Below are 24,609 nucleotides of genomic sequence, written 5' to 3'. Positions count from 1 at the left end.
CTAGCCCGTCAGGAATTTGAGGTATAGGAAGATGTGAAGGCGACCTGAGATTGTCTTACACTCGCAAATTCAGTGTGTCATCAGCATTTCTTATGGCAGCTAATATAGCTGAAGTGAGCATGGCAAAGTTGACTTCATCACAATCTTTTGCTATTACAGCAGCAGTTGTTAATCAATATGTATCCTGACTCTTGGCATATCATTTATGAAATAGATAAATGACCCTATAAATCAATGTTTTTTATTGATTTATAGGGTCATTTTTTTATTTGCACCTTATTTATTTGATTGGTAAAAGAGAAGTTTCGCTCTTTTGAAGCGAGCGATGTGCGATTTTCTTTAGGAGACATTCAATGCAAATTTAATTTATTATAAAGCGTATTTTTTTATGTAATCGAAAGCCAACAGTTTCTTTTTATATCTGGCATTAGCCCATTATTTAGATACCGTAAATTGATTAAAAGGTGTCTTTGTTAAAAGTGCATAAAATGTTTTTCCATTATTGTTGGTTATGTCAATGAATGGTTGTAAACAGGGCTCTATGATGAAAGTAAATAAAAGAAAGGGGGAGAAAAAGAATGGATATTCAATCAACCTTTGAAACGTTGGATAAGAAATTCACAAGATTTGGCGGTTTAGAAAAAGGGGGAATTACGCGGCTGTTATACTCTCTTGAATGGATTGATGCAGTTCGCGAACTGGAAGCAACATTCAAGGAAGAAGGTTTAGAAGTAAGCTTTGATGATGTTGGGAACTTATCTGGTCGTCTTGTTGGAAGTAAATATTCTGAAGAAACTATTTTAACAGGATCACATATCGACACAGTTGTTGAAGGCGGTCATCTAGATGGACAATTCGGTATCTTATCTGCACTGGTTGCTGTGAAATATTTAAAAGAAAAATATGGTCAACCATTACGAACAATAGAAGTATTATCGCTCGCAGAAGAAGAAGGAAGCCGATTTCCATATACATTTTGGGGAAGTAAAAACTTTTTTAACCTAGCCAAAAAAGAGGATGTTGACACAATAGAAGATGCTGAAGGAATTAAATTCGAAGATGCTATGCATGAATCCGGTTTTGATTACCGTAAAACAGATGATGTTCGTGACGATATTAAAGCATTTATTGAAGTACATATTGAACAAGGGAAAGTATTAGAGACGGAAAATAAAGCGATTGGTGTTGTAACTGGGATTGTCGGTCAAAAACGTTACTCAGTTAACTTGAAAGGTGAAGCAAACCACGCTGGCACAACACCGATGTCATTACGAAGAGATACAGTTGTTGCATATAGTGAGATTGTAACAGACTTAACGAAACGAGCTAGAGAAATTGGAGAGCCTCTTGTATTAACGTTTGGACATGTCACTCCTGTTCCAAACACGGTAAATGTCGTCCCTGGAGAAATTACCTTTTCGATAGACTGTCGTCATATTGATCAACAACTATTAAATGATTTTGCGAGAGAAATTGAAGATAAAGTTAAAGCGGTGGCAGAAGCAAACAGCATGGCTTATGACATTAATTTATGGATGGATGAAGCACCGTCATTGATGGATAAAGAAATCATTCAAATAATTGAACAAGCAGCTAAGGATAATGTGGGGGACAGCTATAAATTGATGCCATCTGGTGCAGGTCATGATGCACAAATTTTTGCGGATTTTGTCCCTACAGCAATGTTGTTTGTACCTTCTATTGGCGGAATCAGCCACAATACCAATGAAGAAACGAAGATAGAAGACCTTGTGAAGGGGATTGAAGTATTGAAAGATGTATTGTTTGAACTAGCTTATAAGGAATAATAATGAAAAGGAGCCAGATACTCATGAGTTACTTAAATCATAATCAAGGATACAGAGAAGGTTTATTAGAAACACGTTCAGTAATAAAAAAGGATAATTATGCGGTAATTACACCCGATGGCTTGGTTAATAATGTTGTACCTGGCTTTGAAGATTGTGATGTAACCATTTTAGGATCCCCGCGTTTAGGTGCAAGGTTTGTAGATTATTTGGTAACAGTTAAAAACAAGGGCGGAAACAAAACCGGTTTTGCCGGTGATGGTATCCAATCATTTGTGTACGTTGAATATGGTAAAATCAACGCTTTTGCGGATGGTAAAAAATACGAATTGGCAAAAGGCGGATTCTTATATGTACCTCCACACTTACAATTGACGTTTGATAATCATAATAATGGTGAGGACAGCCGTTTGTTTTTATACAAAAAGCGTTATCAGCCGCTTAAAGGACATACGCCAGAAATTGTTACAGGTAATGTGAATAACATCAAACAAGAACCCTATGAAGGGATGAAAGAAGTATTAATTCAAGATTTACTGCCAAAAGAAATTGCATATGACATGAACATTCATATTCTTTCATTTAAGCCGGGTGCTTCGCATGGTTACATTGAAACGCACGTTCAAGAACATGGTGCTTATATATTAAGTGGACGAGGTGTTTACAACTTAGACAACGAGTGGATGCCAGTTGACAAAGGTGACTATATTTTTATGGGAGCTTATACGCCGCAAGCAACCTATGCAATTGGTTTAGATGAACCATTCTCGTATATTTATTCAAAGGATGCGAATAGAGATATTAATCTATAAAGAGGGGCAATTTTAATGAGTGAACCATTAGTGTATGTAGAAAGTAATCGTCTCCGGCAGCTAATGAAAGATAAATTAGTGAAAGCAGGCTTACCTGAAGAACATGCGGATAAAACAGCTGACTTACTCATCTTTGCAGATGAACGAGGTGTTCACTCACATGGTGCAGTGAGAATGCAATACTACTCCGAACGTACATTAAAGGGTGGATATAACCTGAACCCCGACTTAAGCTTCGTAAAAACGGGTCCAGCATCAGGGATTTACCATGGAGATAATGCGTTAGGACATTATGTGAGTTATCAAGCAATGAAAAAGGCAATCGAATTAGCAAAAACATCAGGTATCGGTGTTGTCGGTGTAAAAGAAATGGGACACAGTGGTGCGATTGGTTATTATGCACGTCAAGCAGCATTAGAAGGTATGGTGGCATTAACAGTATGTCAATCTGATCCCATGGTTGTGCCATTTGGCGGTACCGAACCGTACTTTGGCACCAACCCAATTGCTTTTAGTGCGCCTCGAAAAGATGGCAGTCCAATACTGTTTGATATGGCAACAACGGTACAAGCCTGGGGGAAAATCTTAGATGCAAGAAGTAAAAACAAATCTATTCCAGACTCATGGGCAGTTGATAAAAATGGAGCACCAACAACAGACCCGTTTAAGGTAAATGCATTATTACCAATGGCTGGGCCTAAAGGATACGGGTTAATGATGATGGTGGATATTTTATCGGGGAGTTTACTCGGCTTGCCATTTGGCAAGCATGTCACTTCCATGTATAAAGATTTATCAGAGTACCGTCGCTTAGGGCAGCTTCATCTCGTGATCAATCCTGAATACTTTGGCGGGAAGGAGCAATTCCTGGAAAAAATATCTCAAATGGTTGAAGAATTACATGATAACCCGCCTGCTGAAGGATTTGACAAAGTGTATTATCCCGGTGAAATTCAAATAGATGTGATGAAACAGTATAAAAAAACAGGTATCCCAGTTACAAAGGAAATTTTAGATTATTTAGAGTCAGACAACATTTACTAATTATGTAATGGAAGGGGGGAGGATCAGATGCGAGTATCTAAGCAGGAGCTGTTTCATTTAATCAAACAGAAGCTAATCAAAGCTGGATTAAATGAAGGAGCCGCACACGATGTTTCAGATGTATTGACATTCGCCGATCATAGAGGGATCCATTCCCATGGAGCAGTACGTGTGGAATACTATGCCGAACGAATCGCAAAAGGCGGTATTACAGCAAACCCAAACTACACATTTGAACAAACAGGACCTGCATCCGCTGTCTTTAGCGGAGATAATGGTCCAGGTCACCAAGCAGCAAAACAAGCGATGGAAAAAGCAATCGAAATGGCAAAAAATTCAGGTGTGGCTGTTGTAGGCATGAAGAATATTTCGCATAGTGGTGCATTGGGTTACTTTGTTGAAATGGCAACAGAACAGGACATGGTTGCTTTAAGTATGTGCCAATCAGATCCAATGGTCGTACCGTTTGGAGGAACAGAACCATACTTTGGCACCAATCCGATTGCTTATAGTGTACCATCGGCTGATGAACGCATAATCACATTTGATATGGCGACAACTGTTCAGGCATGGGGAAAAGTATTGGATGCCAGAAGTAAAAATGAATCGATCCCGGAAACATGGGCAGTAGATGCAGCCGGTGCACCAACAACGAATGCAAGAGATGTTCATGCACTTGTGCCAATTGCTGGTCCAAAAGGTTATGGATTGATGATGATGGTGGATATTTTATCGGGCAGTCTTCTTGGAGTACCTCATGGCGTACATGTATCCTCCATGTATCAAGATCTGACAAAAGGCCGCGATTTAGGGCAAATTCATATTGTTATCAATCCCGCATACTTCACAGATTTAACTGCTTTTAAACAACAGATTTCGACGATGCTCGATGAATTAAAAGCACAACCGGCAGCTGAAGGCTATGGAGAAATTTATTATCCGGGTGAGCGCGGTAAATTAAGAAGTGCCAAATATGATAAAGAAGGAATTGAAATTGTAGACGATATTTATAACTACCTCGTTTCAGGCGATGTTCATTACAATCGCTATCATGGAAAGAATAGATTTGCAGAATAACAAAATGGAGGATCATTATGTTATACACAATTATAAAAGAAAACACCTATCAAGATTCTATCGTGTTAATGCTTTTATCAAACAAGTTATCTGCAATAGATGGTGTAAACAAAGTATCGATCATGATGGGAACACCAGCTAACAAAGATATTTTTAAATCTTCGGGTTTAGGCACAGATGAATTGGAAAAAGCAAATCCAAATGACATTGTTATCGTTATAGATACAAATCAAGAAGAAAAAGTAGCGGCAGTGAAAGAAGAAGTAGAAGCAGCTTTAAAAGGTGATGCCGCTTCACAAGACGCATCTAAAGGCCAAGAAGCACATAACTGGAAGCGCGCAATGGAGCTTGCGAACAACCCTAATTTGGCATTGATCTCCATTCCTGGTCAGTATGCAGCAATGGAAGCGGAAAATGCATTGAATGAAGGGTTACATGTATTTGTATTCAGCGACAATGTATCTAAAGAAGATGAGGTTAAGTTGAAACAAAAGGCGCATGAAAAAGGATTATTAGTAATGGGACCAGACTGCGGGACCGGAATTATCCATGGCGTGCCACTTGCATTTACAAATATCGTGAATGAAGGAGATATTGGCGTTGTGGGTGCATCCGGTACAGGGATTCAGGAAGTGACAAGCATCATTGACCGTTATGGTAAAGGTGTAACAAACGCAATTGGTACAGGTGGTCGGGATTTATCGACAGAGGTTGGTGCTATCACGGTTTTAGATAGTATCAAAGCATTGAACCAAGATCCAAAAGTAAAAGTGATTACAGTAATTTCTAAACCGCCTGCAGAGGAAGTGCAGCAAAAAGTATTAAACGTATTAAGAAATATTGAAAAACCGGTTGTTACGTTATTTTTAGGAGATCAACCAACTTATCAGGAAGAAAATATTTATCATGCGTATACACTTGAAGAAGCAGCGGTTGTATCTGTTCAATTATCCAATGGTGACAAACCGAATTTTAAACCGACATTGGCTGAAGATGTAAATGTGTCGTTAAAAGATTCACAAGTTGGTATTAAAGGTTATTACTCAGGTGGTACTTTGGCATCTGAAGCAGCTATGTTATTGAAAGAGGCATTTAAAGAGGAAGTACTTGAAGAGAAGAAAGAAGCCTATATCCTAAAAACAAAACATCATGAAATTATTGACTTAGGCGATGATATGTATACCCAAGGGAAGCCGCACCCGATGATTGATCCTGAAAAGCGTATCGAAATGCTTGAAACATCGGGAAACGATCCTGAAACAGCAGTCATCATGATTGATAACGTTATTGGCTATGGCAGTCATGATGATATGGCAAGTGAATTAGCACCAGCCATTAAACGTATGTTAGCCAATGCACATCAGGGAGGCCGCGAACTTGCAGTTCTTGTAACAGTTGTAGGTACAACTAAAGATCCTCAAGGTTATGAAAAGCAAATTGAAACCTTAAAAGAAAGTGGTGCAATCATTTGTGAGACAAACGACCAAATGGTTCGTACCGCGATTAAACTGGCACGAGGAAAAGTGGAACAGCCAGTCCTTGATATACAAAAATTTGAACATACCCAAGAAGACTTAACAGTAGACGAAAAAATTGTGTCCTTAATTAATAAGAAGCCAAGTGTCATCAATATTGGGCTGAAAAGTTTTACAGCAGCTGTTCAGAACAGCGGATCAGAGTGTGTTCAATTTAACTGGCGGCCAATTGCTGGCGGTGATGAAAAGTTAATGAAAGTACTTCAATTTCTAAACTACTATGAAGGAGAGACAATCTAATGGGGTACAAAACAATAAATGAAGCGAACGAAGCTGTTATCCAGAAGATCATAGCAGCTGAACCATTCTTAACGGATGTTGTACCTGCCAAGTCTGTGATTCCTGAATTGGAAGATTACGTGTTATTACATGCCGGGCCTCCAATTAAATATGAAAATATGACAGATCCTATGCAAGGCTCTTGTGTTGGAGCGATTCTTTTTGAAGGATGGGCAGAAGATGAAGAGGGAGCGCGTGAACTGCTTGAAAACAATAAGATTACATTTATTCCATGTCATCATGTGAATGCAGTTGGACCAATGGGAGGCATTACATCACCTAATATGCCGGTTCTTGTTGTGGTGAACAAAGAGAGCGGCAACGAGGCGTACTGTCAAATGAACGAAGGCATCGGTGCAGTATTACGCTTCGGTGCTTATCATGAGCAGGTAATCAATCGCCTGCACTGGATGAAAGATGTGTTGGGTCCGGTGTTAAGTAAGGCATTAAGAAAAATTGATGGAGGCTTAAATGTTAATGTATTGATGGCTAAAGCTATAGCAATGGGGGATGAATTTCACCAGCGCAATATTGCAGCGTCATTGGTGTTTTTAAAAGAAGTTGCTCCAATAATTGCAGCATTAGATGATGTTGAAAACGAACAAAGAACAGAAGTGATCCAATTTTTAGCTGATACAGACCAATTTTTCTTAAACATTGCCATGGCGACAGGAAAAGCAATGATGGATGCAGCGCGTACAATCAAACATGGTACAGTCGTTACCGCAATGTGCCGAAACGGTGAAAACTTTGGCATCCGTATTGCAGGTATGGGAGATGAGTGGTTTACAGCACCTGTTCATACACCACAAGGGTTATATTTTACCGGCTACTCAGCGGAAGATGCAAACACAGATATCGGAGATTCAGCGATTACAGAAACAATCGGTGTTGGCGGTGTAGCAATGATTGCTGCCCCTGCAGTAACACGTTTTGTTGGAACAGGCGGATTTAATGATGCGCTTGAAACAAGCAATCAAATGGCTGAGATCTGTGTTGGAGAAAATCCGAACTTTGTGATTCCGACGTGGGACTTCAAAGGTGCGTGTTTAGGTATTGATGCACGTAAAGTTGTTGAAACAGGCATCACGCCGGTAATCAACACAGGCATTGCACATAAAATTGCCGGATATGGGCAAATTGGTGCTGGTACAGTTCATCCTCCAATCGAATGTTTTGAGAAAGCAATCACAGCATATGCTGAAAAACTGGGTTTTCAAGGATGATTTTACAGGCAAGTGCGATTGGTTCAATCGCACTTCAGCTATTAATTGAGGGAAAAACATTTACTGTGCACAGCATTTTTGAAAAAGGTATAAATATTGTTGATCAGAATGATGAATTGATATTTATCGGCACAAATGAAAATGGGACCTTTCCATTTGGAATTTTGCTTGGTTCACAAACGAAGCAAACATTAAAAGCAGGTCTTGAGGTGGGAGATTCATTACACGTTCGCAATAACCATCTTTCCCATAACTGCTTTAAACTCAATTTTAATGCCAAAATACTTCCGTTATATACGGATTTTAAACATGCAAACATCAATAAATTAAAAGAAAACATGCAACAGATTTCATTTAAATCGTATGAATCTACTGATTTTGAATCAGTTCATGTGTCGGACTTGATAAATAAATTACACGATCCAACTGAAAATTTAGAAGAGGAGTTTCGTTACTTTATCGGACGAGGCCAAGGTTTAACCCCAACAGGTGACGATATACTGGTCGGTATATTATATGGACATTTCATCAACTCTTTTATCGCACAAAACCACCTCGAAACATTGGGGAATCTCATTAGAAAACCCTTAACAACCCTTGTTAGCACGCGCTTTTTAACTTGTGCTTTAGAAGGTTTATTTAGTTCGAAAATTACAAGATTACAACATGATCCATCTTTGAAAAGTATGAAAAGCCTTATAAAAGTAGGTTCTTCTTCTGGGATGGATACTTTATACGGAATTTATATGGCTTTAACAAAGGAGTGAAAGAAATGGGGAAAAGAGTAGTACTGGCACTAGGAGGTAATGCAATTTTACAGCCAAAACAAGAAGCAACTTATGCCAATCAACTCAAAAATGTAATCTCTGCAACACGTCATATGATTGAAATCAAAGAAGCAGGACATAAAATTGTGATTACACATGGCAATGGTCCGCAAGTGGGGAATATTATTGCTCAAAACGAAGCTGCCAAAAATGTCGTTGAACCACTGCCAATCTATGCTTGTAATGCAGAATCACAGGGATTCATTGGTTATATGCTGGAAAAAGCTTTGAAAAACCATATGAAAGAACGGGGCATTGCTGCGAATGTAGCTACATTTCTAACCATGGTCGAAGTGGACAAGGATGACAAAGCATTTGAAAAACCAACGAAACCAATAGGAGTATTTTATTCAGAGGAAGAGGCGAAGCAATTAGAAGAGAAAGGGTTTACGATGTCAGAAGATGCAGGGCGAGGCTACAGACGAGTTGTGCCTTCCCCGGAACCGAAAGTGATCCATGGAATAGAAGAGATTCGGCGTTTAATTGATGAAACGATTGTTATCTCCTCTGGCGGCGGCGGTATACCTGTATATCGTGATGAGAGCGGTCTATTACACGGTCTTGAAGCAGTTATAGACAAAGATCGTTCAGGATTAAAGCTTGCACAACAAGTAAATGCTGACGTTTTCATGATGTTGACAGACGTACCAAATGTATTTATCAATTTTGGCAAAGAAAATGAGCAAAAACTAAGCCGAATTACTGTAGAAGAAGCTGAACAATATGTGGCAGAAGGGCAATTTCCTGCTGGCAGTATGCTGCCAAAGATCCAAGCGGCTATAGAATTTGCAAAGTCAGGTAAAGAGGCAATGATTTGTTCATTGGATCAAGCGGTAGCTGCGCTAGATGGAAAAGCGGGGACACGCATAACAAAATAAGACAATCCGTGTTGTTCATAAGGAGGATAAAAAGCCAAAATTCCTCCTTTTTTCAGATATGACCACAGACAGATTTCGAAAAGATACAATCTATGAAGTCTAAATCGAAAGTCAAAGGAAGAGTAGAAAATAAGGATCATTTAAAAGTTGAAGGAGGAAGTTTGATGACAAAAGAGACGGGATCAGTTGAAGGTAAAGGAAAACAACCACTGATTCCCTATTGGGTTAAAGTTATTATCGTATTTTTCTTCGGTTGGGTAGCTCTTTATGCAACGCGAACAATATTAAACCCGATTATGGGGAATATTGAATCAGCGTTTTCATTAAGCAAGGCACAACTTGGCTTAATTATGAGTATATTTTTCATCGGTTATGCAGGTATGAACGTTCCTGCAGGAATATTAGGAGATAAAATTGGAAAAAAACGAGTGTTGGTTCCAGGTGTTATTCTATTTGGATCGCTAGCAGCAGTTGCAGGAATGATGCCTACATTTTTTCTATTTATCTCTGCATGGCTTATGGTTGGTATGGCTCAGGGGGTATATTATGGGCCGCAATATGGAATATCATCCGAAATGATCCCGAAGAACCGTTTAACATTAGGTAGTGCTGTAATTAATGCAGGGATGGCTTTCGGTACTTCAATTGGCTATTATATCTCCAGTTATGTTGTAGGAGAATGGGGATTCGGATGGAGAATTCCATTTTTTATCATCGGAGTGCCGGTTGTACTTATTGGTATTGCAATGGCAATTGTAATTAAAGACAAGCCCAAAAATGATAAAGAGGTTAAAGGCACCGCTGAACCGTTTAAGTTTTCATCTTTATTTAATAGAAACTTAATTTTGGCTTATATTATTATTTTCTGCTCTATTTACGGATTCTTTATGATTATTACTTGGTTGCCATACTATTTAGAAACAGCACGCGGTTTAACCGGAGGAAATATCGCCTTTGTTGCATCACTTGTTCCATGGGCCGCGATTCCAGGTTCATTATTTTTTAGTTGGCTGTCAGATAAGCTAGGCCGGCGTAAACCAGTATTGCTCATGATGTTACCGTTTGGTATTTTATCAACAGCTGCAATTGTTTACTTTGATAGCTTACCAATTCTGTATATGACACTAATTGTGTATGGAATTGTAGGGAAAATTAGCGTTAATCCCGTTTTAATTGCGGTTGTAGCTAATAATGCACCAAAGCAATCATTAAGTACAGCATTTGGATTCTACAACTTTGTTGGAATGTTAGGTTCCATTTTAGCTCCGTATATTACGGGCTGGCTTACAGACGCTACAGGAAGTATGAATATAGGATTTTATTTTGCAGCAGCTCTGTTAGTCATCGCATTGATTGCAACATATTTAATAGATGAAAGTAATTTGCCCTCTGTTGATAAAGCAGCTAAAGATCATTAGTCAGTAAAAGCTTATGACTTTTTCACTGTAATTGTGATTCAAGCAGCATAACAAAGGCGACAGCCAGACTGATAGATGCAAATAATAAACAATTCGGGATCGCGGTATTAAAATTCGGCTGCTTCTGCAAAACAGCATGGGCTAAAATGACGCGACAAAGCAGCGCGCTCAGGCTTGGAGGCAAATGCATATGTGAAAAGAAACAAGACGGGAAAGAACTGAGCGGCAGCTCAGCTGGAGGAAACGGAAAAGTGCTCCCGGGTCAGACATCCTGTTATACACCGATGGTTTATGTTCTCGATCCGCGTTCTTCATATGCGATGTGGAAATATTATCATTCATCAAGCGGAACCTTCGCTTATGCCTAGATAAGTTCGTATTTATATTAAAGCAATGAAAGCACCCTTTCAGCAAGGGTGCTTTTTGCTGTCTTATCAGTCCCGGTTTCTCATTTCTTGAAGAGTCATTTGACCTAATGAAGGGGCAGAAATAGCGGGGGATTCAAAAAAACTGTGCAAAATGAACTATTACTATTAATTTATATAAGGGGAAAAATATAGTATGATAAGAAATGAATAAAATACAAAAAAATTGAATATCGGCAGAAAGGAGCTCCATATGAACAAAATCGCCGCGGAAGAAGTCGCCAACATGCTCAATACATGGTACCGCGCCATTAGAAGAAGCGATGCTGAACAGTCGATCAGGCTGTTTGAACAAATCAAACCGCTGCTGGCAGACATGGAGGAAGATCAGGAAGTTTTGATCTACTATTCCCTGCTGGAACTGCGGCATAAAATTATGCTCTACGATTCGAGAGGCAAAAAGATAGAGCAGCACGACGTATCGGCCGGCGACAGTGCTGCATCACATATGACATCCTATTACTACTACCTGTTTTCAGGAGCTTATGAAGTGTATAAAAAAAATTATGAGCAGGCAATCAGCTTCTATAAAATTGCCGAGAAGAAGCTTGCTCATGTACATGATGAAATTGAAGTTGCCCAATTTCACGATAAAGTCGGAAAGCTCTACTATTACTTGGGCCAGAATATCGTCTCTTTAAACCATACCCGGCAGGCGATGGAAATTTTCAAAGGACATGGCGACCATGACATGAACCTTGTCTCAACTTATATTACAATGGCCGGAAATTATACCGAGATGGGGAAATATACAGAGGCGGAAGAATATTTAACAGAAGCAATCCATACTGTCAGAAAAGCCGGCGACCATTTTAAAGAAATGCAGCTCCTTCATAATTTTGCCTTGCTTTATGCGGCGATGGACAAATCGGACAAGAGCATTCAATTTTTGGACATCGTTTTGAATGATCATGCATATGCTGCATCGGATTATTATTTCAATGTCGTGTTTTTAATGATCAAAGAGCTGTTTAAAACCGGAGACTATGAACGCGCCGCAGCCTTTTACAAAGAAGGGAAGGAAAGGTCGCAATCTGCGGCGAATGAAATATTTGACGCTAAAATCGATCTTTTATATGCGGCTTATGCTGGATGTGGTGAACAGGCGGTTAAAGACTGCAAAGACAACATAGAAATCCTCTTTCAAGCAAAGCAATACGACAGTGCCAGAGAACTATCTCTCTTAACGGCCAATGTTTACAGATCAAAGTCTCTTTATAAAGAGGCCGCACATTTCTTTTTGGAAGCGATTAAAGCGGAAGAAAAAATGAAAAAAGTGGAGGGAATGTGATGAAAAAACTGTTCATTGTTGCTGCGATTGCTGCCGTCGTATGTTCGGGATGGTTTGCGGCAGAAACTCATTCGCCATCCGGCGACATGCAGATTGCTGAAAAGATGGTTGGTTAAAACGAATACCCGGTACGAATATTGAACATCCGCTCCTCCAGCAACGGGGCGGATTTTTCTTCGGATAAAGGTAAAGGATTGGAGGATATGAACAACACATAAGCTCTAAAATATTTAAAATTATGGCATGATAAACGCGGCTATGGCCTTGAATACATCTTCACCACTACTTATGGTGATTGAACTTGGGTCAAATTTTATAACAAAATTGTATATTTAAATTACAACAAAAAGAGAGGAATAGTCATAAATGGGTGAAAAAAAATAAAGGAAAAAACTACTTTATTGAGGATCATATTTTTTCAATTTTGGTTGTTCTTCTTATGTGTGTATTTCTTATTTCTTCTCCTTTTCTGATATTCTTCGGAGTCTTTAAATTGGTGGCTTTGGCATCAGATGTGTCAATCAATACAAAAGGTACTTTTGATTCTGTGATCGTTTTATTCAAGTTTTTTGTTCTCACTGTGGTAGTCGTAGGGATTGTAGACGTAGTATTTTCTCAGATTTTATTGAAAAAAAGGAGATTTCTCAATTTTATTATTGAAGCTTTGTTGATGTTTTGTGTTTTTTATCTATATGTATTAATTTATTCAATGAATTCTCAGGAGATTGTTATACGGAATAATGGTGTATTCTTAGTATCTTTATTTTTGTTTATTTTGTATTTGCTAATAAATGTAGCATATATCGTTTCACGACGGTTATATAAGGCAACTATGAAAAACATACAGAAAAAAAACAACTAATAGAGCAGGCTGCTGTCTGCTCTATTAAAATTTCAATTGCCAATAGTTCCATGTCTTATTTTGAATCCATAAATTGAATAGACTATTAATCCAATTAATAATTTTTTCCTTTGGGTTTGGTGGGTTTGAGGCTATGTCAAGGATGTTAGAATCTAAGTTAATCTATGTGTTCAACCTCTGATGTTTTGGGAAGTAATGTCTGATGAGGCAAGGATTCAGATAAGCAGCTTCACGAACAGCAGCCGCATCTAGAGAAGTCCTAGCTGCGTTGCTTGATCCGCATACGGCTGCGGAATTATCGATGGATGATATTGTAAGCATGTGCGATGAATTGATCGAAGCACACGGCGACTGGCTGCCGGAATTTGAATGAAAAAATAAAGCCCGAGCGAAGGGATCAGCCTTCAGCTCGGGCTTTTTTCATGCGGGGGTGTGAATATTTTTCCGACTTTTGATGAAGCAATCGGAAGAATGGAGGAAGCATCGCGATCACGAGCACCACCCGCAACACTTGGACGGCGACGACGAACGTAGAGTCGGCGTGAAGCGTGACAGATGTTGTCGCCATTTCCGCGATTCCCCCCGGAGCAAACGCCAATATGGCCGTTGTCAGGGAAATGCCTGCCGCTTTAGCGGTGACGGCGGCGCTTAAAATCATCGCAATGATCAGTCCGACGGAGCTGGCAAGTGCGACGATCAGCGTTTTTCTGACGCCGATAAACATTTCTTTGCTGATTTTTGAACCGATCGTCGCGCCGAGACAAATTTGCGACAGCACTGAAAAGCCGTGGGGCCACCAGGCTGTTGCGCTGAGCCCGGTCATTGAAGCGCCTGCGATTTGCAGAACGGCCGCACCGGTCATGCTTCCGAGCAGCCATGGCGCCGGAAACCGCAGTGCTTTCATCGCTTTGCATACCCCGAATCCGCCCAGCACGATCAGCGCAGTCCATGCGATATGAGGCGCTTCAAAAGCCGATGTTCCCGCGGCGATCACTTGGCTGCCGGCAGTATGGGCGTCAGGCTGCTTCGCATTTATGAAAAAAACGAAAAAAGGAATGGTCATGACGACCAGAAGCACACGTATCATCTGCACGAGACTGACGATTGCCGTGTTCGCTCCCACTTCCTGAGCGATGCCCGGCATCGCGGAAAGCCCGCCGGGGGCCGTTCCCACAAAACTCGTCAGCATATCGGTCTTGCTGAACCTCCATAAGACAAAGCCCGACAGCATGGCGAACACGACGGAAAGGAGGAGCATGACGCCGACAATCAGCCAATTTTCCTTAAAAATCGAAATCACGGACATATTGATTTTCTGGCCGAGCTCAATTCCCAATAGCATTTGGCCGAACTGAAGCCAGCCATGATGGATGCCGTTTTGTCTGACAGCAGCCTTTAACGGTGACGGGCGAAACAGCGACAGACAAGCGGCTGCTGTCATTGTGCCGACCATCCAGCCGATCGTCATGCCGGTCAAAGAGAGAAGAAATCCCCCAAAACTGCTGATTAATATCAATAATATATCCCGAAGGAAATCTCTTTTTTCCCTCAAATGAAAAACCTTCTTCCTGATTACTGCAATCATTTTGTTCACTAAGTAAAGTATTTCTATATATCACTATATAATAATTTTAGTGATTGGTAAAATACGAATTTATTTAAAAGATTAATAAGAAAAACTGATCGTTCATTTTTGAACATAACAGATGGAACATATGAATACATTAAATTAGATTCGATCACAAATAGAGGTGAACCGATATGAAACATTCCAAGGAATCATTCACCAAAGTCAAATCGTATCGTCCGTTTCACAGCGCTTTTGATCCGTGTCCTCCGATCGGTAAAAGATATTACAGAACCCCTCCAAATCTATATCTAGGTTTTCAGCCCCGCGGCCTTCCGCAGTTTTCCCCGATGGAGGCGCTGCAAAAAGGGACGCTTTGGCCCGTATTTTACGATCATTATGAAAATCCGTATGAAGATGGGAGGTAAGGGGGGTGACGAACTCTTTACCGCAAGACTATTATCAAAGGCTCCATGAAATTCAGGCCGTCGATTTTGTCATCGTTGAGCTGATGCTTTACCTTGATACACATCCCGATGATACCGACGCCATCAGACAATACAACCAGTATGCCGGATATTCAAGAAAACTGAAAGCGAAGTTTGAATCAAAATACGGCCCTTTGACGCAAGGGAGCCCGGATCAGACGGAATCCTATTGGAGCTGGAAAAAAAGTCCCTGGCCGTGGCAAGTTTAATAGAGGAAGGGAGTCAGGTTCATGTGGCTTTATGAGAAAAAACTGCAGTATCCTGTTAGGGTGAGAGAATGCAATCCGAGACTTGCCAAATTTTTGATTGAGCAATACGGCGGAGCGGACGGCGAATTGGCTGCGGCGCTTCGCTATTTGAACCAGCGCTACAGCATTCCTGACAAAGTCGTCGGACTGCTGACGGACATCGGTACGGAAGAGTTTGCTCACCTTGAAATGATTGCGACGATGGTATATAAATTAACAAAAGACGCGACACCCGAACAGATGAAGGAAGCCGGGCTCGGCGATCATTACGCAGACCATGACAAAGCCCTGTTTTACCATAACGCTGCCGGCGTTCCGTTCACCGCTACATACATCCAGGCAAAAGGCGATCCGATTGCCGATTTATATGAAGATATAGCGGCTGAAGAAAAAGCGAGGGCTACGTATCAATGGCTGATTGACATGTCGGATGATCCGGATTTAAATGACGGGCTGGCATTTTTACGGGAAAGGGAAATCGTTCATTCACAGCGCTTCCGCGAAGCTGTCGAAATTTTGAAGGAAGAGCGCGACAGTAAAAAAGTATTTTAAACAGCAAAAAGCCGAAAATACGATTGGTATTTTCGGCTTTTTGTTTACTGCACAGGGCTCGCAAGCAGCTCTTCTGCGCGGTCGCGAAGCACATACTTTTGGACTTTTCCGGAAGCGGTCAGCGGGTATTCGTCGATCAGAAATACGTACTCCGGAATTTTGTAATATGAAAGCTGTCCTTTGCAAAAATCTCTGACATCTTCAAGCGTCAGCTTTTTGCCCGGTTTGCATTTAATAAAGGCCGCCGTTTTTTCCCCGTATTTTTCATCAGGGACGCCGACAACCTGTACATCGACAATATCCTCATGTTCATAAAGGAATTCCTCTATTTCACGCGGGTATATGTTTTCACCGCCGCGGACGATCATATCTTTTAAGCGGCCGGTAATCCTCACGTATCCGTCCCGGTCCATTTCGGCCAAATCGCCGGTATGGAGCCAGCCGTCTTCATCAATGACCTTTTTGGTGGCTTCGTCCATTTTATAGTATCCCTTCATGACGAGGTATCCTCTTGTGCACAGTTCGCCTTGCTCGTCCGGTGCGAGCGTTTCCCCCGTGTCAGGATCCACAATTTTCATTTCTACATGCGGATGCACTTTACCGACGGTTTCAACGCGGCGTTCGAGCGTGTCGGTGACCGTTGTCTGCGTAATCACGGGTGAAGACTCCGTTTGTCCGTATGCGATTGTGATATCCGTCATATTCATTTGCTTCATCACTTTTTTCATCACTTCTTTAGGACACGGGGAGCCTGCCATGATCCCGGTCCGCAATGAAGATAGGTCATAGTTTGCAAAATCGGGGTGGGTGAGCTCGGCGATAAACATTGTCGGCACACCCTGCAGTCCTGTACATCGCTCTTTTTCGACCGTTTGCAGGACGATGTCCGGTTTGAATTCGATGATCGGCAGCATGGCCGCGCCTGACGCGACACAGGCAAGCGTGCTTAGCACACAGCCGAAGCAGTGAAACAGAGGAACCGGAATGCACAGCCTGTCTTCGCTCGTCAGCCCCATTCTGTCGGCAACGATCGCCGCATTATTGACGATATTGTAGTGAGTCAGCATCACACCTTTTGGAAAGCCTGTTGTTCCCGACGTATACTGCATATTGATCACATCATCGTGTGTGAGTGATTGCTCTCTTTCGAAAAGGTCGGCATCAGAGACCGTTTCGCCCAGTTTGGCGATGTCGGCAAAAGCCGTCATATGTTCAGGGACTTTATTCTTGCCAAGGTAGACGAGATTTTTCAGCTTCGGCAGCTTTTCCGGATTTTTCATGATCTCGTCGACCATATCGATATAGGATGTTCCTTTGTATCCGTCCATTAGAAAGAGGGTGGTGGAATCGGAATGTTCCAATAAGTACTCAAGTTCTCTCGCCTGATAGCTTGTATTGACGGTGACGAGCACAGCGCCGATTCTTGCCGTCGCAAACTGGAGCAGAAGCCATTCCGGTATATTGGATGCCCAGATGGCGACATGCTCTCCTTTTTGAATGCCGAGCGCGAGCAGCCCTTTTGCAATTTTAGAGGTTTCTTCAACAAGCTCCTGATACGAATATCTTAAATCGAGCTCAGAATATACAACCGCTTCATGATTCGGAAACCGGCCGGCGGTTGATTTTAAAAGCCCGCCGATCGTTTGTTTTTTTAATGTAATCATAATGCCTCCTTGCCTCCCGAATAAAAACTGTTTCTATTATAGCACTTTGTTCTAGTACCAGGTACTATAAAGAATTAGTTTTTTCTTAGTCGGGAAGATAATGTTAATACTGTTCGGTATTGTGCAATTCCGCCGGCAGCCACGATTCCTGCAATAGCAAGAAATAGCGCTGCCCCGCCGAACTTGATGAACATCATCCCGCCTAAAAAAGGACCGATTGTCCGGGAAATATCCCAATGCAGGCCGAAAAATGCAAAATATCTGCCCCGCATATGATCGGGAGCAAGGCGCGAGACAAAGGTTTGCATGTGATTCAGCAGCATGCTTTCTGCCGCCGTAAATAAAACGGCAGTCGAGAGCAGCCAAAAGATCGATGATGAAAAAGCGAAACCAATTGCTGCCACAGCGTAGCATACATATGATATGGAAACGACCGTTTGGATGTTCAGTCCTTCCGTCCATTTGACAAGCGGAATTTGCATCGTAATGCTAAGAAGGGCGCGGCACACTGTATAAACAGTCAAGATGAATAGGAAATCTTCAAAAAGAGTTTCGAGATAAAGGCGGTAGTTTGACTCCAGTTGAGCATAGAACAGGCTGACGGGGACCGACAAGAACATCAAGGACAGAACCGGACGGTGCTGAAAAAATACCTTTTTTGCGGAAAGAAGTTTTTCCCTCTCCAAAATCTCCTTTTGCCTTTTTGACCGCCATACCTCGGGCATTTTAAAATAAACAACAAGCCAATAGAGAAAAAACGCACATGCCTGAAAGCCGAACATCAGGCTTGGCTGATAGGAATAGACTGCAAGTCCGGCGGCCGGACCGACCGCTGCGCCCAACCCTTCAATGGCATGAAGGACAGCGAACGCTTCAGAGCGACGCCCGCTTTCGGTGCTGTCCGTTATTTGGGCCCGCTGCGCAGGGATGTACAAAGCTCCCCCGATGCCGTTCAGCACATAAAAAAGAGCGAACAGCCAAATGTGATCTGCCATCATAAAACCGGCGGCAGAAACAGTCTGAAAGGCGAGCGCCGTCAGGATCACCTTCCGTCTTCCGATCCGATCCGTCAGTCCTCCTGCGACAAGCGTCACCGCGACCTCGGTCAGCGGTCTTGCTCCGATGACGAGCATCACCGGCAATATGCCAGTTCCAAGCACATCATACAGATAAAAAAGGAGGAAAGGGGCCAGCATGGCTCCCGTTATTCCGGTCAGGAACTCTCCGAAGAAGCAAATCAGCACGGGAGAACCGTACCTTTGTTTTAAACGGTTCATTTCATATCCTCCTTCAACATAGCAGTGCAATTAGTGTAAAATGGAAAATCATCAGTAAAAAGGACAGAAAACCAGGGGAGAAATTTCCCCTTTTATAAAGAGGGGGATAACGGAGATGAAATCGATCGAACATTACATGGAACTTACCGCGGGAATTAAATGCGAAAGCGAAGGGGAGGCAGAAGAGATTTCAGTCAGTGAAATCGCGGATATTCTGTATTGCACACCGAGGAACGCAAAACTGATTTTAGCGAAACTTGAAGGTTTGCAGTGGATTGCTTGGAAAAGGGGAAGGGGGAGAGGAAACAAATCAGAAATCCGCTTTTTAAAAGAACCTTGTGAACTGCTGCTTGAAACGGCGAAAAATGATACGAAAGAAGGTAAAATCGACCGGGCGAGACACCTTCTCGAAGCATATCAGCATTCGTGTCCGGACGCATTGCCGTCATATAAAGAGTGGCTTGAGCGCGTTTTCGGCTTTCAGACCGAATCGGAGGGCAGCAAGCAAAAAGATGTGCTGAGGCTCATGACCGCGATGGAGCCAGAGCATTTTAAGCGTCTTGATCCGTGCCGTATTTATCTGCGTTCAGAGAGCCATGTCGTTAAGCAGGTATGTGATACATTGATCCGTTTTAATGAAAAGGAAGGAGGTTTTATGCCGCATCTTGCCCACCACTGGGAATGTGACGCCGACCAAAAAACGTGGACGTTCTATTTGAGGAAAGGGATCTATTTCCATGATGGCACAACATTGACAGCTGAGGATGTTAAATACTCGTTTGAGCGTTTTATGCTGGATGATGAAAATAAATGCAAATGGCTCGTAGAGGATATCGGAAATGTTGCGGTCAGGGATAAATATAGTTTTGATATTTGTTTAAAGGCAAAAAACTCGCTGTTTTTGCATCATCTTTGCGATGAAAGGCTGTCTATTTTAAACCGCCATCAGAATGACGGACTGTTGATCGGGACGGGTCCTTTCAGACTTGTCCGCCGGGATGACCGGATTCTCGGGCTTGAAGCGCATGAGCGATATTTTCAAGGACGGGCTTTTTTAGACCGGATCGAACTATGGTATATGGATGGCAATTTTTCTCTTGTCGACTACGGTTTTTATATGGAAAAAGAAGAACAAAGTCAGGTTTTCGATGAATGGCACGAGGAAAGGAATGTTCAGTACATCTCGGTGAATGCAAACAAATCGGGGCCTCTCAAGCATAAGGCGTTCAGGAAGGCTTTGCGGCAAATCATTTCCCCTTCACATATGGTCAGTGAATTAGCCGGACAACGGACGGCTCCGGCGGGAGGCTTTCTAAACCGGGATCTTCCGCCTGAATCCGGGGACGACGACATCGGCAAGCTGCTTATGGAAGGCCATTACAAAGGCGATCCGCTTCGGCTTTATACGTTTTCCGAACCGGATCACCGGGAGGATGCGTCATGGATCCAAAAGAGGTGCAGGCGGTACGGCATCGCACTAGAGGTTTGTTATATGAAAGCGGATGAGCTCATGAAGGAAGAAGTGATCGCAAAAGCCGATTTGATTCACGACAGTGCGACATTCGGACGTTCGGAAGAAATGAGCTGGCTGCACCTCCTTTTAACGGAAAACAGCTTTTTACACGTCCATATGCCGGGGGAATGGCAGAGGAAGTCCGCCTTGATGAGGGATCAGCTTCGTTTCATTGATGAGCATTCCAAGCGGATCAGCCTTCTGTGTGAGGCGGACCGCGCCTTGGCAGAAGAGGTTTACACGATTCCGCTATATCAAAACAATATTCGCGTTAAAGCGGGGGAAGCCATTCAAGGCATTGTGCTTAACGAAGAAGGATGGATTGATTTTTACGGCATCTGGTACAAAAAAGAGGCTCTTCTGTAAGAGCCCCTCCATTGTGTTTCTTAATGACCGGAATGTCCTCCATCCACTGACTTAATTTCCAATATGTCATCAAGAACGCCTTGCGTTCGAAATGAAATCTCATTTTCTGATCCGAGAATGAATGCATGGTTATAAGGGCCGTCCTGCGGTCTGTCCCGAAAAGAAGGCTCGATCTCGGATAAATAGCTGTACATCGTACTGTCTGCCTGTCCATTTTTGAGTAAAAGCAGAGGAGCGTGTTTTCCCAAATGGGAAAATGGCGCTCCGGCAAGCGCCAGCTCGGGCGCGGCCGTTGATGCGAAGGACAGTCCGTGTCCCGGATCTGTGATTCCCCACCCAAAACCGGTGTTTTTATCGCTGAATTTCGCAAACGCAATCGAATTTGCGACAGGCGTATCTCCGGAAATTCTTTTGACTGTTCCATATTCCTTTAATGCATCCTCCGTTTTTTCTGAAACGGCTTTTTTAGGGCCGAGAATATAGATGTTTGCTTTGCCGTCCCTTTTCTTTAATGCTGCGGCCGTCTCTTCGGGAATGCCTTTTTTGTTCACGTACAGGATCGGCTCAGGCATGTGGGCGATCCAGTTTACAGCCGGGAGCGAATAAAGTTCCGCATCTTCCTCGGATGATCCGATGATAACGCTTTTCGGATACTCATCGGCTGCATCCGCGTATTCTTTGTCAATCTCTTTTGCCAGATCAGCCTCGTTCTTCCCTTTCAGCTCTTTTATTTTAAAAGAGTTCAAAGCTTGAAGTGAATCGAATTCTCCGACAGCCATGATTTGCGTTCCGTCTGAAGTGCCCGTCGGGTTCAAGCGCTTGATTTCATTCTGAATCTGCCCGGAGATTTTCCCTTTTTCCGCGATTAAAACAGGTCCGTTATTCGGGTGATGGATCAGATCAGCTGATGCAAGAGCTGCCTGCCATGATCCGCCCGAAACTAAAATCACTGCGCCCGGCCTGTTTTGTTTATGAGTGGCCGGCCATATCGTTTGAGAGGTTTTGATGCTCATTTCTTCCGGTGTATTCGCGTCAAGTCTTGTCGTGTTCTTTGTGTTTTTCACCAGAAGCCCTTCTTCCGCCCGCTTATTGAAATCATTCGGAAGAGAAACGGCGTCTTTTTCTTTCATCTCCGAATGATTCTTTGTATGATGCTCCTTATGTCCGTCCGTCTTTCCCGAGCCGGAATTTTGGCATGCTGCGAGCGGAAGCGCGAAAACAAGCATGACAAAAAGTAAACCGGATTTCAATTTCATGGTGTTTTCCTCCTTTTTGGTCCAGATTACTGAGTAGTATACCCGGGAAATGTGCAAAACTGGTGCAGACATCTCGACATTTGTTACATATTAGAAGGCAGCGTGATGATAAATTCGCTTCCTTTCGGGGTTCTGTTTTTTATTGCAATCTGACCGCCGTGAAGCTCGACGATTTCTTTCGCGATGGCCAGGCCCAGCCCGGTACCGCCGGTTTGTCTCGATCTCGACTTATCGACCCGGTAAAAGCGCTCAAAAATATAATCCCGTTCTTCTTCCGGAATGCCGCAGCCTTCGTCCGCTATCGTAATCTTGACCTGATCCTCTGCTTTTGTTGCGGTGACGGATGCTATTGAATCAGGATCGGAGTATTGGCGGGCGTTGTTCAGCAAATTTGAGATCACTTGTGAAAAACGGACTTCATCGACTGAGACATAAAGATCCGCCGGGATGTCGAACGAAAGGCTGATTCGTTTTTCCGAAAAAGCGACTGCCGCTTTCTGAACTTCTTTTTTTATGAATGTGTGCAGGTGAACCTTTTTCTTACTGATTTGAAATCCGGGCTGTTTCAGTTTTGTCAGCAAAAATAAATCGTCAACAAGGGTGTTTAAATTGTCCGCTTCCTCTTTGATGATCGACAAGTACTGATTTCTGGCTTGTGGATCGAGTTTATCTCTCATCGCGACATCTGTGTAGCCTTTTATATATGTGATCGGAGTCCGCAGCTCATGAGCGACGCTTGACAGAAAATCGTTTCGTTCTTTTTGAAGCCTGCTGAGATTTGAAGAAAGGCTTTCGATTGATGCGGCGAGCTCGCCGAGTTCATCGTTCCGTTTGATATCAAGCGGAATCGAAGCTTGACCGTTTTTGATACTTTCGGTTGCTTCCTTCAGTTTAATAATCGGCTTCGCTAATACACGGCTGAACCAAAGAATAGCTGCGGCAGTTAAGACGCCGGTTAAGCCAAAGCTGAGGAAAAACCGCTTCGTAATGCTTGCCACCAAGGCTTTTATCGAGGAGGTCTCCAAATACATGAAGACGTAGCCGGCCGTTTCCCGTCCGTTCATGATCGGACTGATCGTACAAATATACTTTGATGTATTCCAATGGGACGATAAAGCGGTCCCTTTCCTCGGGATGTGTTTTTCTTCGAAATGAAGGTGTTCCGTCATGTCTCCCCGGGCAGACTGCGCCAATACGCGTCTATTTTGGTCCGTTATGATTACGTTTGTCCGGGCTTCGGTTTCCATCAGGGTGACGTGGTCTATCGTCCTTTTGTCAAAATGTTTTTCGAGGACGTCTCTGTGGCTGTTGCCCCTTAGTTGGAGCGCGCGGATTTCTTCGTTTATTCTTGTGTTGATAATCGTTGTATACAGCGCCGCAAAAAGGATGGTTTCGATGAAAAGGATTAAAATGAAAAATGAACCTGCGAGCTTAAATGAAATCTTTTTCATGCTCCGGTTCCTTTGCTTGTCCATTTGTAGCCGACGCCGTAGACGGTCCGGAGATGATCTTCAACCGGAAAGCCAGCTTTTTTCAATCGGTTTCGCAAATTTCTCATGTGTGAATCGATGGTGCGGGGCTCGATATCAGAGTTGAACCCCCAGATGTTCTCAATCAATTGGTCTCTCGAAAGCGCTTGATCCGTGTGGTTTAAGAGCGTCCCGAGCAGATCGAATTCACTTGGCGTAATGCCGATTTCCCGTTGATTGACATGCAGGGTATGATGCTGTTTATTCCAGATTAAACCGCGGAACCGGATTTCATGAAACCGACGGGTCCTGCGCAGGACAGCTTCTATTCTGGCAAGCAGCACTTTTTCGCTGAACGGTTTTGTTAAATAATCGTCTGCTCCGCAATTCAATCCGCGCACAATGTCATCCTGCCCGTTTTTGGCGGTGAGCATGATAATCGGAACGTTTGTCAATCTGCGGATCTCTTGGCACACCATCCATCCGTCCATCTCAGGCATCATAATATCGAGAATAACAAGATCAAAATTGTTCATTTTTATTAAATCCAGGGCTTCTTTTCCGGTGGCGGCTTTTGTGCACGAATAATGTTCTAAATAAAGCTCCAGCAGATCGAGCATCCGGATTTCATCATCGACAAGCAGCACGTTCAATGTTTTAGCACCTCTTTAGTCAAAATAAAAGTCCGCTATTTTAAAAATATACCCTATAAGGGTATATTGATCAA

Annotated in this window: 22 protein-coding genes and 1 pseudogene; 17 read left to right on the top strand and 6 right to left on the bottom strand. The window is 42.6% G+C overall.

Features of this window, described 5'->3' with window-relative positions:
• Positions 1-578 precede the first annotated feature (578 nt).
• The 13 genes and pseudogenes from allC to M1E03_RS15695 all read left to right on the top strand — a co-directional run.
• On the top strand, positions 579-1,808 hold the full coding sequence (gene allC, locus M1E03_RS15755; protein ID WP_458110501.1) for an allantoate deiminase: 1,230 nt from the start codon (positions 579-581) through the stop codon (positions 1,806-1,808).
• A gap of 23 nt (positions 1,809-1,831) precedes the next feature.
• Complete coding sequence (gene allE / locus M1E03_RS15750) at positions 1,832-2,620, top strand: (S)-ureidoglycine aminohydrolase (protein ID WP_020450841.1); 789 nt, start codon at positions 1,832-1,834, stop codon at positions 2,618-2,620.
• A gap of 15 nt (positions 2,621-2,635) precedes the next feature.
• The gene (gene allD, locus M1E03_RS15745) at positions 2,636-3,664 is read left to right on the top strand and encodes an ureidoglycolate dehydrogenase (RefSeq protein WP_020450842.1); all 1,029 of its coding nucleotides are present in this window, start codon (positions 2,636-2,638) and stop codon (positions 3,662-3,664) included.
• Positions 3,665-3,691: 27 nt separating this feature from the next.
• Positions 3,692-4,741 carry an ureidoglycolate dehydrogenase gene (gene allD, locus M1E03_RS15740; RefSeq protein ID WP_035339042.1) on the top strand — a complete coding sequence of 350 codons (1,050 nt, stop codon included), beginning with the start codon at positions 3,692-3,694 and terminating at the stop codon, positions 4,739-4,741.
• Between the two features lie 17 nt (positions 4,742-4,758).
• Positions 4,759-6,516, top strand: a complete 1,758-nt coding sequence (locus tag M1E03_RS15735) for an acyl-CoA synthetase FdrA (RefSeq protein WP_075212923.1) — start codon at positions 4,759-4,761, stop codon at positions 6,514-6,516.
• Positions 6,516-7,781 (top strand): YlbE family protein, encoded by a 1,266-nt coding sequence (locus M1E03_RS15730; protein WP_023856588.1) that lies wholly within the window; start codon positions 6,516-6,518, stop codon positions 7,779-7,781. The genes M1E03_RS15735 and M1E03_RS15730 overlap by 1 nt, the downstream gene beginning before the upstream one ends.
• Entirely contained in the window at positions 7,778-8,548 is a 771-nt protein-coding gene (locus tag M1E03_RS15725) for an oxamate carbamoyltransferase subunit AllH family protein (protein ID WP_020450846.1), read from the top strand. The genes M1E03_RS15730 and M1E03_RS15725 overlap by 4 nt, the downstream gene beginning before the upstream one ends.
• A 5-nt stretch (positions 8,549-8,553) precedes the next feature.
• The gene (gene arcC / locus M1E03_RS15720; RefSeq protein WP_020450847.1) at positions 8,554-9,486 is read left to right on the top strand and encodes a carbamate kinase; all 933 of its coding nucleotides are present in this window, start codon (positions 8,554-8,556) and stop codon (positions 9,484-9,486) included.
• A 164-nt stretch (positions 9,487-9,650) separates the two neighbouring features.
• Entirely contained in the window at positions 9,651-10,904 is a 1,254-nt protein-coding gene (locus tag M1E03_RS15715) for an MFS transporter (RefSeq protein ID WP_020450848.1), read from the top strand.
• Between the two features lie 47 nt (positions 10,905-10,951).
• A complete protein-coding gene (locus M1E03_RS15710) occupies positions 10,952-11,272 on the top strand; it encodes a DUF2690 domain-containing protein (protein WP_458110806.1) in 321 nt (106 codons plus the stop codon).
• 250 nt (positions 11,273-11,522) lie between these two features.
• Entirely contained in the window at positions 11,523-12,620 is a 1,098-nt protein-coding gene (locus M1E03_RS15705) for a Rap family tetratricopeptide repeat protein (protein ID WP_025811723.1), read from the top strand.
• Positions 12,620-12,736, top strand: a complete 117-nt coding sequence (locus M1E03_RS15700) for a hypothetical protein (protein WP_020450851.1) — start codon at positions 12,620-12,622, stop codon at positions 12,734-12,736. Before M1E03_RS15705 ends, M1E03_RS15700 begins: the two co-directional genes overlap by 1 nt.
• Positions 12,737-13,744: 1,008 nt before the next feature.
• Positions 13,745-13,855, top strand: a pseudogene (locus M1E03_RS15695) (hypothetical protein); the annotation flags it as partial.
• A 24-nt stretch (positions 13,856-13,879) separates the two neighbouring features.
• Here the strand turns inward: M1E03_RS15695 and M1E03_RS15690 are convergent.
• Positions 13,880-15,034, bottom strand: a complete 1,155-nt coding sequence (locus M1E03_RS15690; RefSeq protein ID WP_041817178.1) for an AbrB family transcriptional regulator — start codon at positions 15,032-15,034, stop codon at positions 13,880-13,882.
• A 209-nt stretch (positions 15,035-15,243) separates the two neighbouring features.
• Between M1E03_RS15690 and M1E03_RS15685 the strand changes: the two genes are divergently transcribed.
• From M1E03_RS15685 to M1E03_RS15675, 3 genes are read left to right on the top strand one after another with little or no spacing between them, the layout of a single operon-like run.
• Positions 15,244-15,477, top strand: a complete 234-nt coding sequence (locus M1E03_RS15685) for a spore coat associated protein CotJA (RefSeq protein WP_020450858.1) — start codon at positions 15,244-15,246, stop codon at positions 15,475-15,477.
• 5 nt (positions 15,478-15,482) lie between these two features.
• Positions 15,483-15,746 (top strand): spore coat protein CotJB, encoded by a 264-nt coding sequence (locus M1E03_RS15680; RefSeq protein ID WP_020450859.1) that lies wholly within the window; start codon positions 15,483-15,485, stop codon positions 15,744-15,746.
• A gap of 21 nt (positions 15,747-15,767) precedes the next feature.
• A complete protein-coding gene (locus tag M1E03_RS15675; protein ID WP_023856600.1) occupies positions 15,768-16,337 on the top strand; it encodes a manganese catalase family protein in 570 nt (189 codons plus the stop codon).
• Positions 16,338-16,381: 44 nt separating this feature from the next.
• On the opposite strand, the gene M1E03_RS15670 is transcribed toward M1E03_RS15675, so the two are convergent.
• Together M1E03_RS15670 and M1E03_RS15665 are read right to left on the bottom strand one after the other, a co-directional pair.
• The gene (locus tag M1E03_RS15670; RefSeq protein ID WP_050821026.1) at positions 16,382-18,001 is read right to left on the bottom strand and encodes an AMP-binding protein; all 1,620 of its coding nucleotides are present in this window, start codon (positions 17,999-18,001) and stop codon (positions 16,382-16,384) included.
• Positions 18,002-18,075: 74 nt separating this feature from the next.
• Positions 18,076-19,278 carry an MDR family MFS transporter gene (locus tag M1E03_RS15665; RefSeq protein WP_026579934.1) on the bottom strand — a complete coding sequence of 401 codons (1,203 nt, stop codon included), beginning with the start codon at positions 19,276-19,278 and terminating at the stop codon, positions 18,076-18,078.
• 115 nt (positions 19,279-19,393) lie between these two features.
• Here M1E03_RS15665 and M1E03_RS15660 point away from each other — a divergent pair, with 115 nt between their 5' ends.
• Positions 19,394-21,157, top strand: coding sequence for an ABC transporter substrate-binding protein (locus M1E03_RS15660; RefSeq protein WP_061576183.1), 1,764 nt, complete (start codon positions 19,394-19,396; stop codon positions 21,155-21,157).
• Between the two features lie 20 nt (positions 21,158-21,177).
• Here M1E03_RS15660 and M1E03_RS15655 read toward each other — a convergent pair whose 3' ends face one another.
• The 3 genes from M1E03_RS15655 to M1E03_RS15645 all read right to left on the bottom strand — a co-directional run bounded on the left by M1E03_RS15655 (position 21,178) and on the right by M1E03_RS15645 (position 24,502).
• Positions 21,178-22,413: a cell wall-binding repeat-containing protein gene (locus M1E03_RS15655; RefSeq protein ID WP_020450864.1), complete on the bottom strand. Its 1,236-nt coding sequence runs from the start codon at positions 22,411-22,413 to the stop codon at positions 21,178-21,180.
• A gap of 83 nt (positions 22,414-22,496) precedes the next feature.
• A complete protein-coding gene (locus M1E03_RS15650; protein WP_003180417.1) occupies positions 22,497-23,864 on the bottom strand; it encodes a sensor histidine kinase in 1,368 nt (455 codons plus the stop codon).
• Positions 23,861-24,502, bottom strand: coding sequence for a response regulator transcription factor (locus M1E03_RS15645; protein ID WP_231692506.1), 642 nt, complete (start codon positions 24,500-24,502; stop codon positions 23,861-23,863). The genes M1E03_RS15650 and M1E03_RS15645 overlap by 4 nt, the downstream gene beginning before the upstream one ends.
• Between the last annotated feature and the right edge of the window lie 107 nt (positions 24,503-24,609).

This window comes from Bacillus sp. PK6-013 (genome assembly GCF_054161445.1).
The sequence above is the reverse complement of the archived record's forward strand: the minus strand, read 5'-3'. Positions and strand labels throughout refer to the sequence as shown.

Excerpts from the sequence above, each read along its gene's own strand:
- M1E03_RS15725 (WP_020450846.1), top strand. The coding sequence starts at position 7,778 with ATGATTTTACAGGCAAGTGCGATTGGTTCAATCGCACTTCAGCTATTA.
- M1E03_RS15655 (WP_020450864.1), bottom strand. The coding sequence starts at position 22,413 with ATGAAATTGAAATCCGGTTTACTTTTTGTCATGCTTGTTTTCGCGCTT.
- M1E03_RS15675 (WP_023856600.1), top strand. The coding sequence starts at position 15,768 with ATGTGGCTTTATGAGAAAAAACTGCAGTATCCTGTTAGGGTGAGAGAA.
- arcC (WP_020450847.1), top strand. The coding sequence starts at position 8,554 with ATGGGGAAAAGAGTAGTACTGGCACTAGGAGGTAATGCAATTTTACAG.
- M1E03_RS15645 (WP_231692506.1), bottom strand. The coding sequence starts at position 24,502 with ATGCTCGATCTGCTGGAGCTTTATTTAGAACATTATTCGTGCACAAAA.
- M1E03_RS15670 (WP_050821026.1), bottom strand. The coding sequence starts at position 18,001 with ATGATTACATTAAAAAAACAAACGATCGGCGGGCTTTTAAAATCAACC.
- M1E03_RS15715 (WP_020450848.1), top strand. The coding sequence starts at position 9,651 with ATGACAAAAGAGACGGGATCAGTTGAAGGTAAAGGAAAACAACCACTG.
- M1E03_RS15735 (WP_075212923.1), top strand. The coding sequence starts at position 4,759 with ATGTTATACACAATTATAAAAGAAAACACCTATCAAGATTCTATCGTG.
- allD (WP_020450842.1), top strand. The coding sequence starts at position 2,636 with ATGAGTGAACCATTAGTGTATGTAGAAAGTAATCGTCTCCGGCAGCTA.
- M1E03_RS15700 (WP_020450851.1), top strand. The coding sequence starts at position 12,620 with ATGAAAAAACTGTTCATTGTTGCTGCGATTGCTGCCGTCGTATGTTCG.
- M1E03_RS15705 (WP_025811723.1), top strand. The coding sequence starts at position 11,523 with ATGAACAAAATCGCCGCGGAAGAAGTCGCCAACATGCTCAATACATGG.
- allD (WP_035339042.1), top strand. The coding sequence starts at position 3,692 with ATGCGAGTATCTAAGCAGGAGCTGTTTCATTTAATCAAACAGAAGCTA.
- M1E03_RS15660 (WP_061576183.1), top strand. The coding sequence starts at position 19,394 with ATGAAATCGATCGAACATTACATGGAACTTACCGCGGGAATTAAATGC.
- M1E03_RS15650 (WP_003180417.1), bottom strand. The coding sequence starts at position 23,864 with ATGAAAAAGATTTCATTTAAGCTCGCAGGTTCATTTTTCATTTTAATC.
- M1E03_RS15665 (WP_026579934.1), bottom strand. The coding sequence starts at position 19,278 with ATGAACCGTTTAAAACAAAGGTACGGTTCTCCCGTGCTGATTTGCTTC.
- M1E03_RS15730 (WP_023856588.1), top strand. The coding sequence starts at position 6,516 with ATGGGGTACAAAACAATAAATGAAGCGAACGAAGCTGTTATCCAGAAG.
- allE (WP_020450841.1), top strand. The coding sequence starts at position 1,832 with ATGAGTTACTTAAATCATAATCAAGGATACAGAGAAGGTTTATTAGAA.
- M1E03_RS15685 (WP_020450858.1), top strand. The coding sequence starts at position 15,244 with ATGAAACATTCCAAGGAATCATTCACCAAAGTCAAATCGTATCGTCCG.
- allC (WP_458110501.1), top strand. The coding sequence starts at position 579 with ATGGATATTCAATCAACCTTTGAAACGTTGGATAAGAAATTCACAAGA.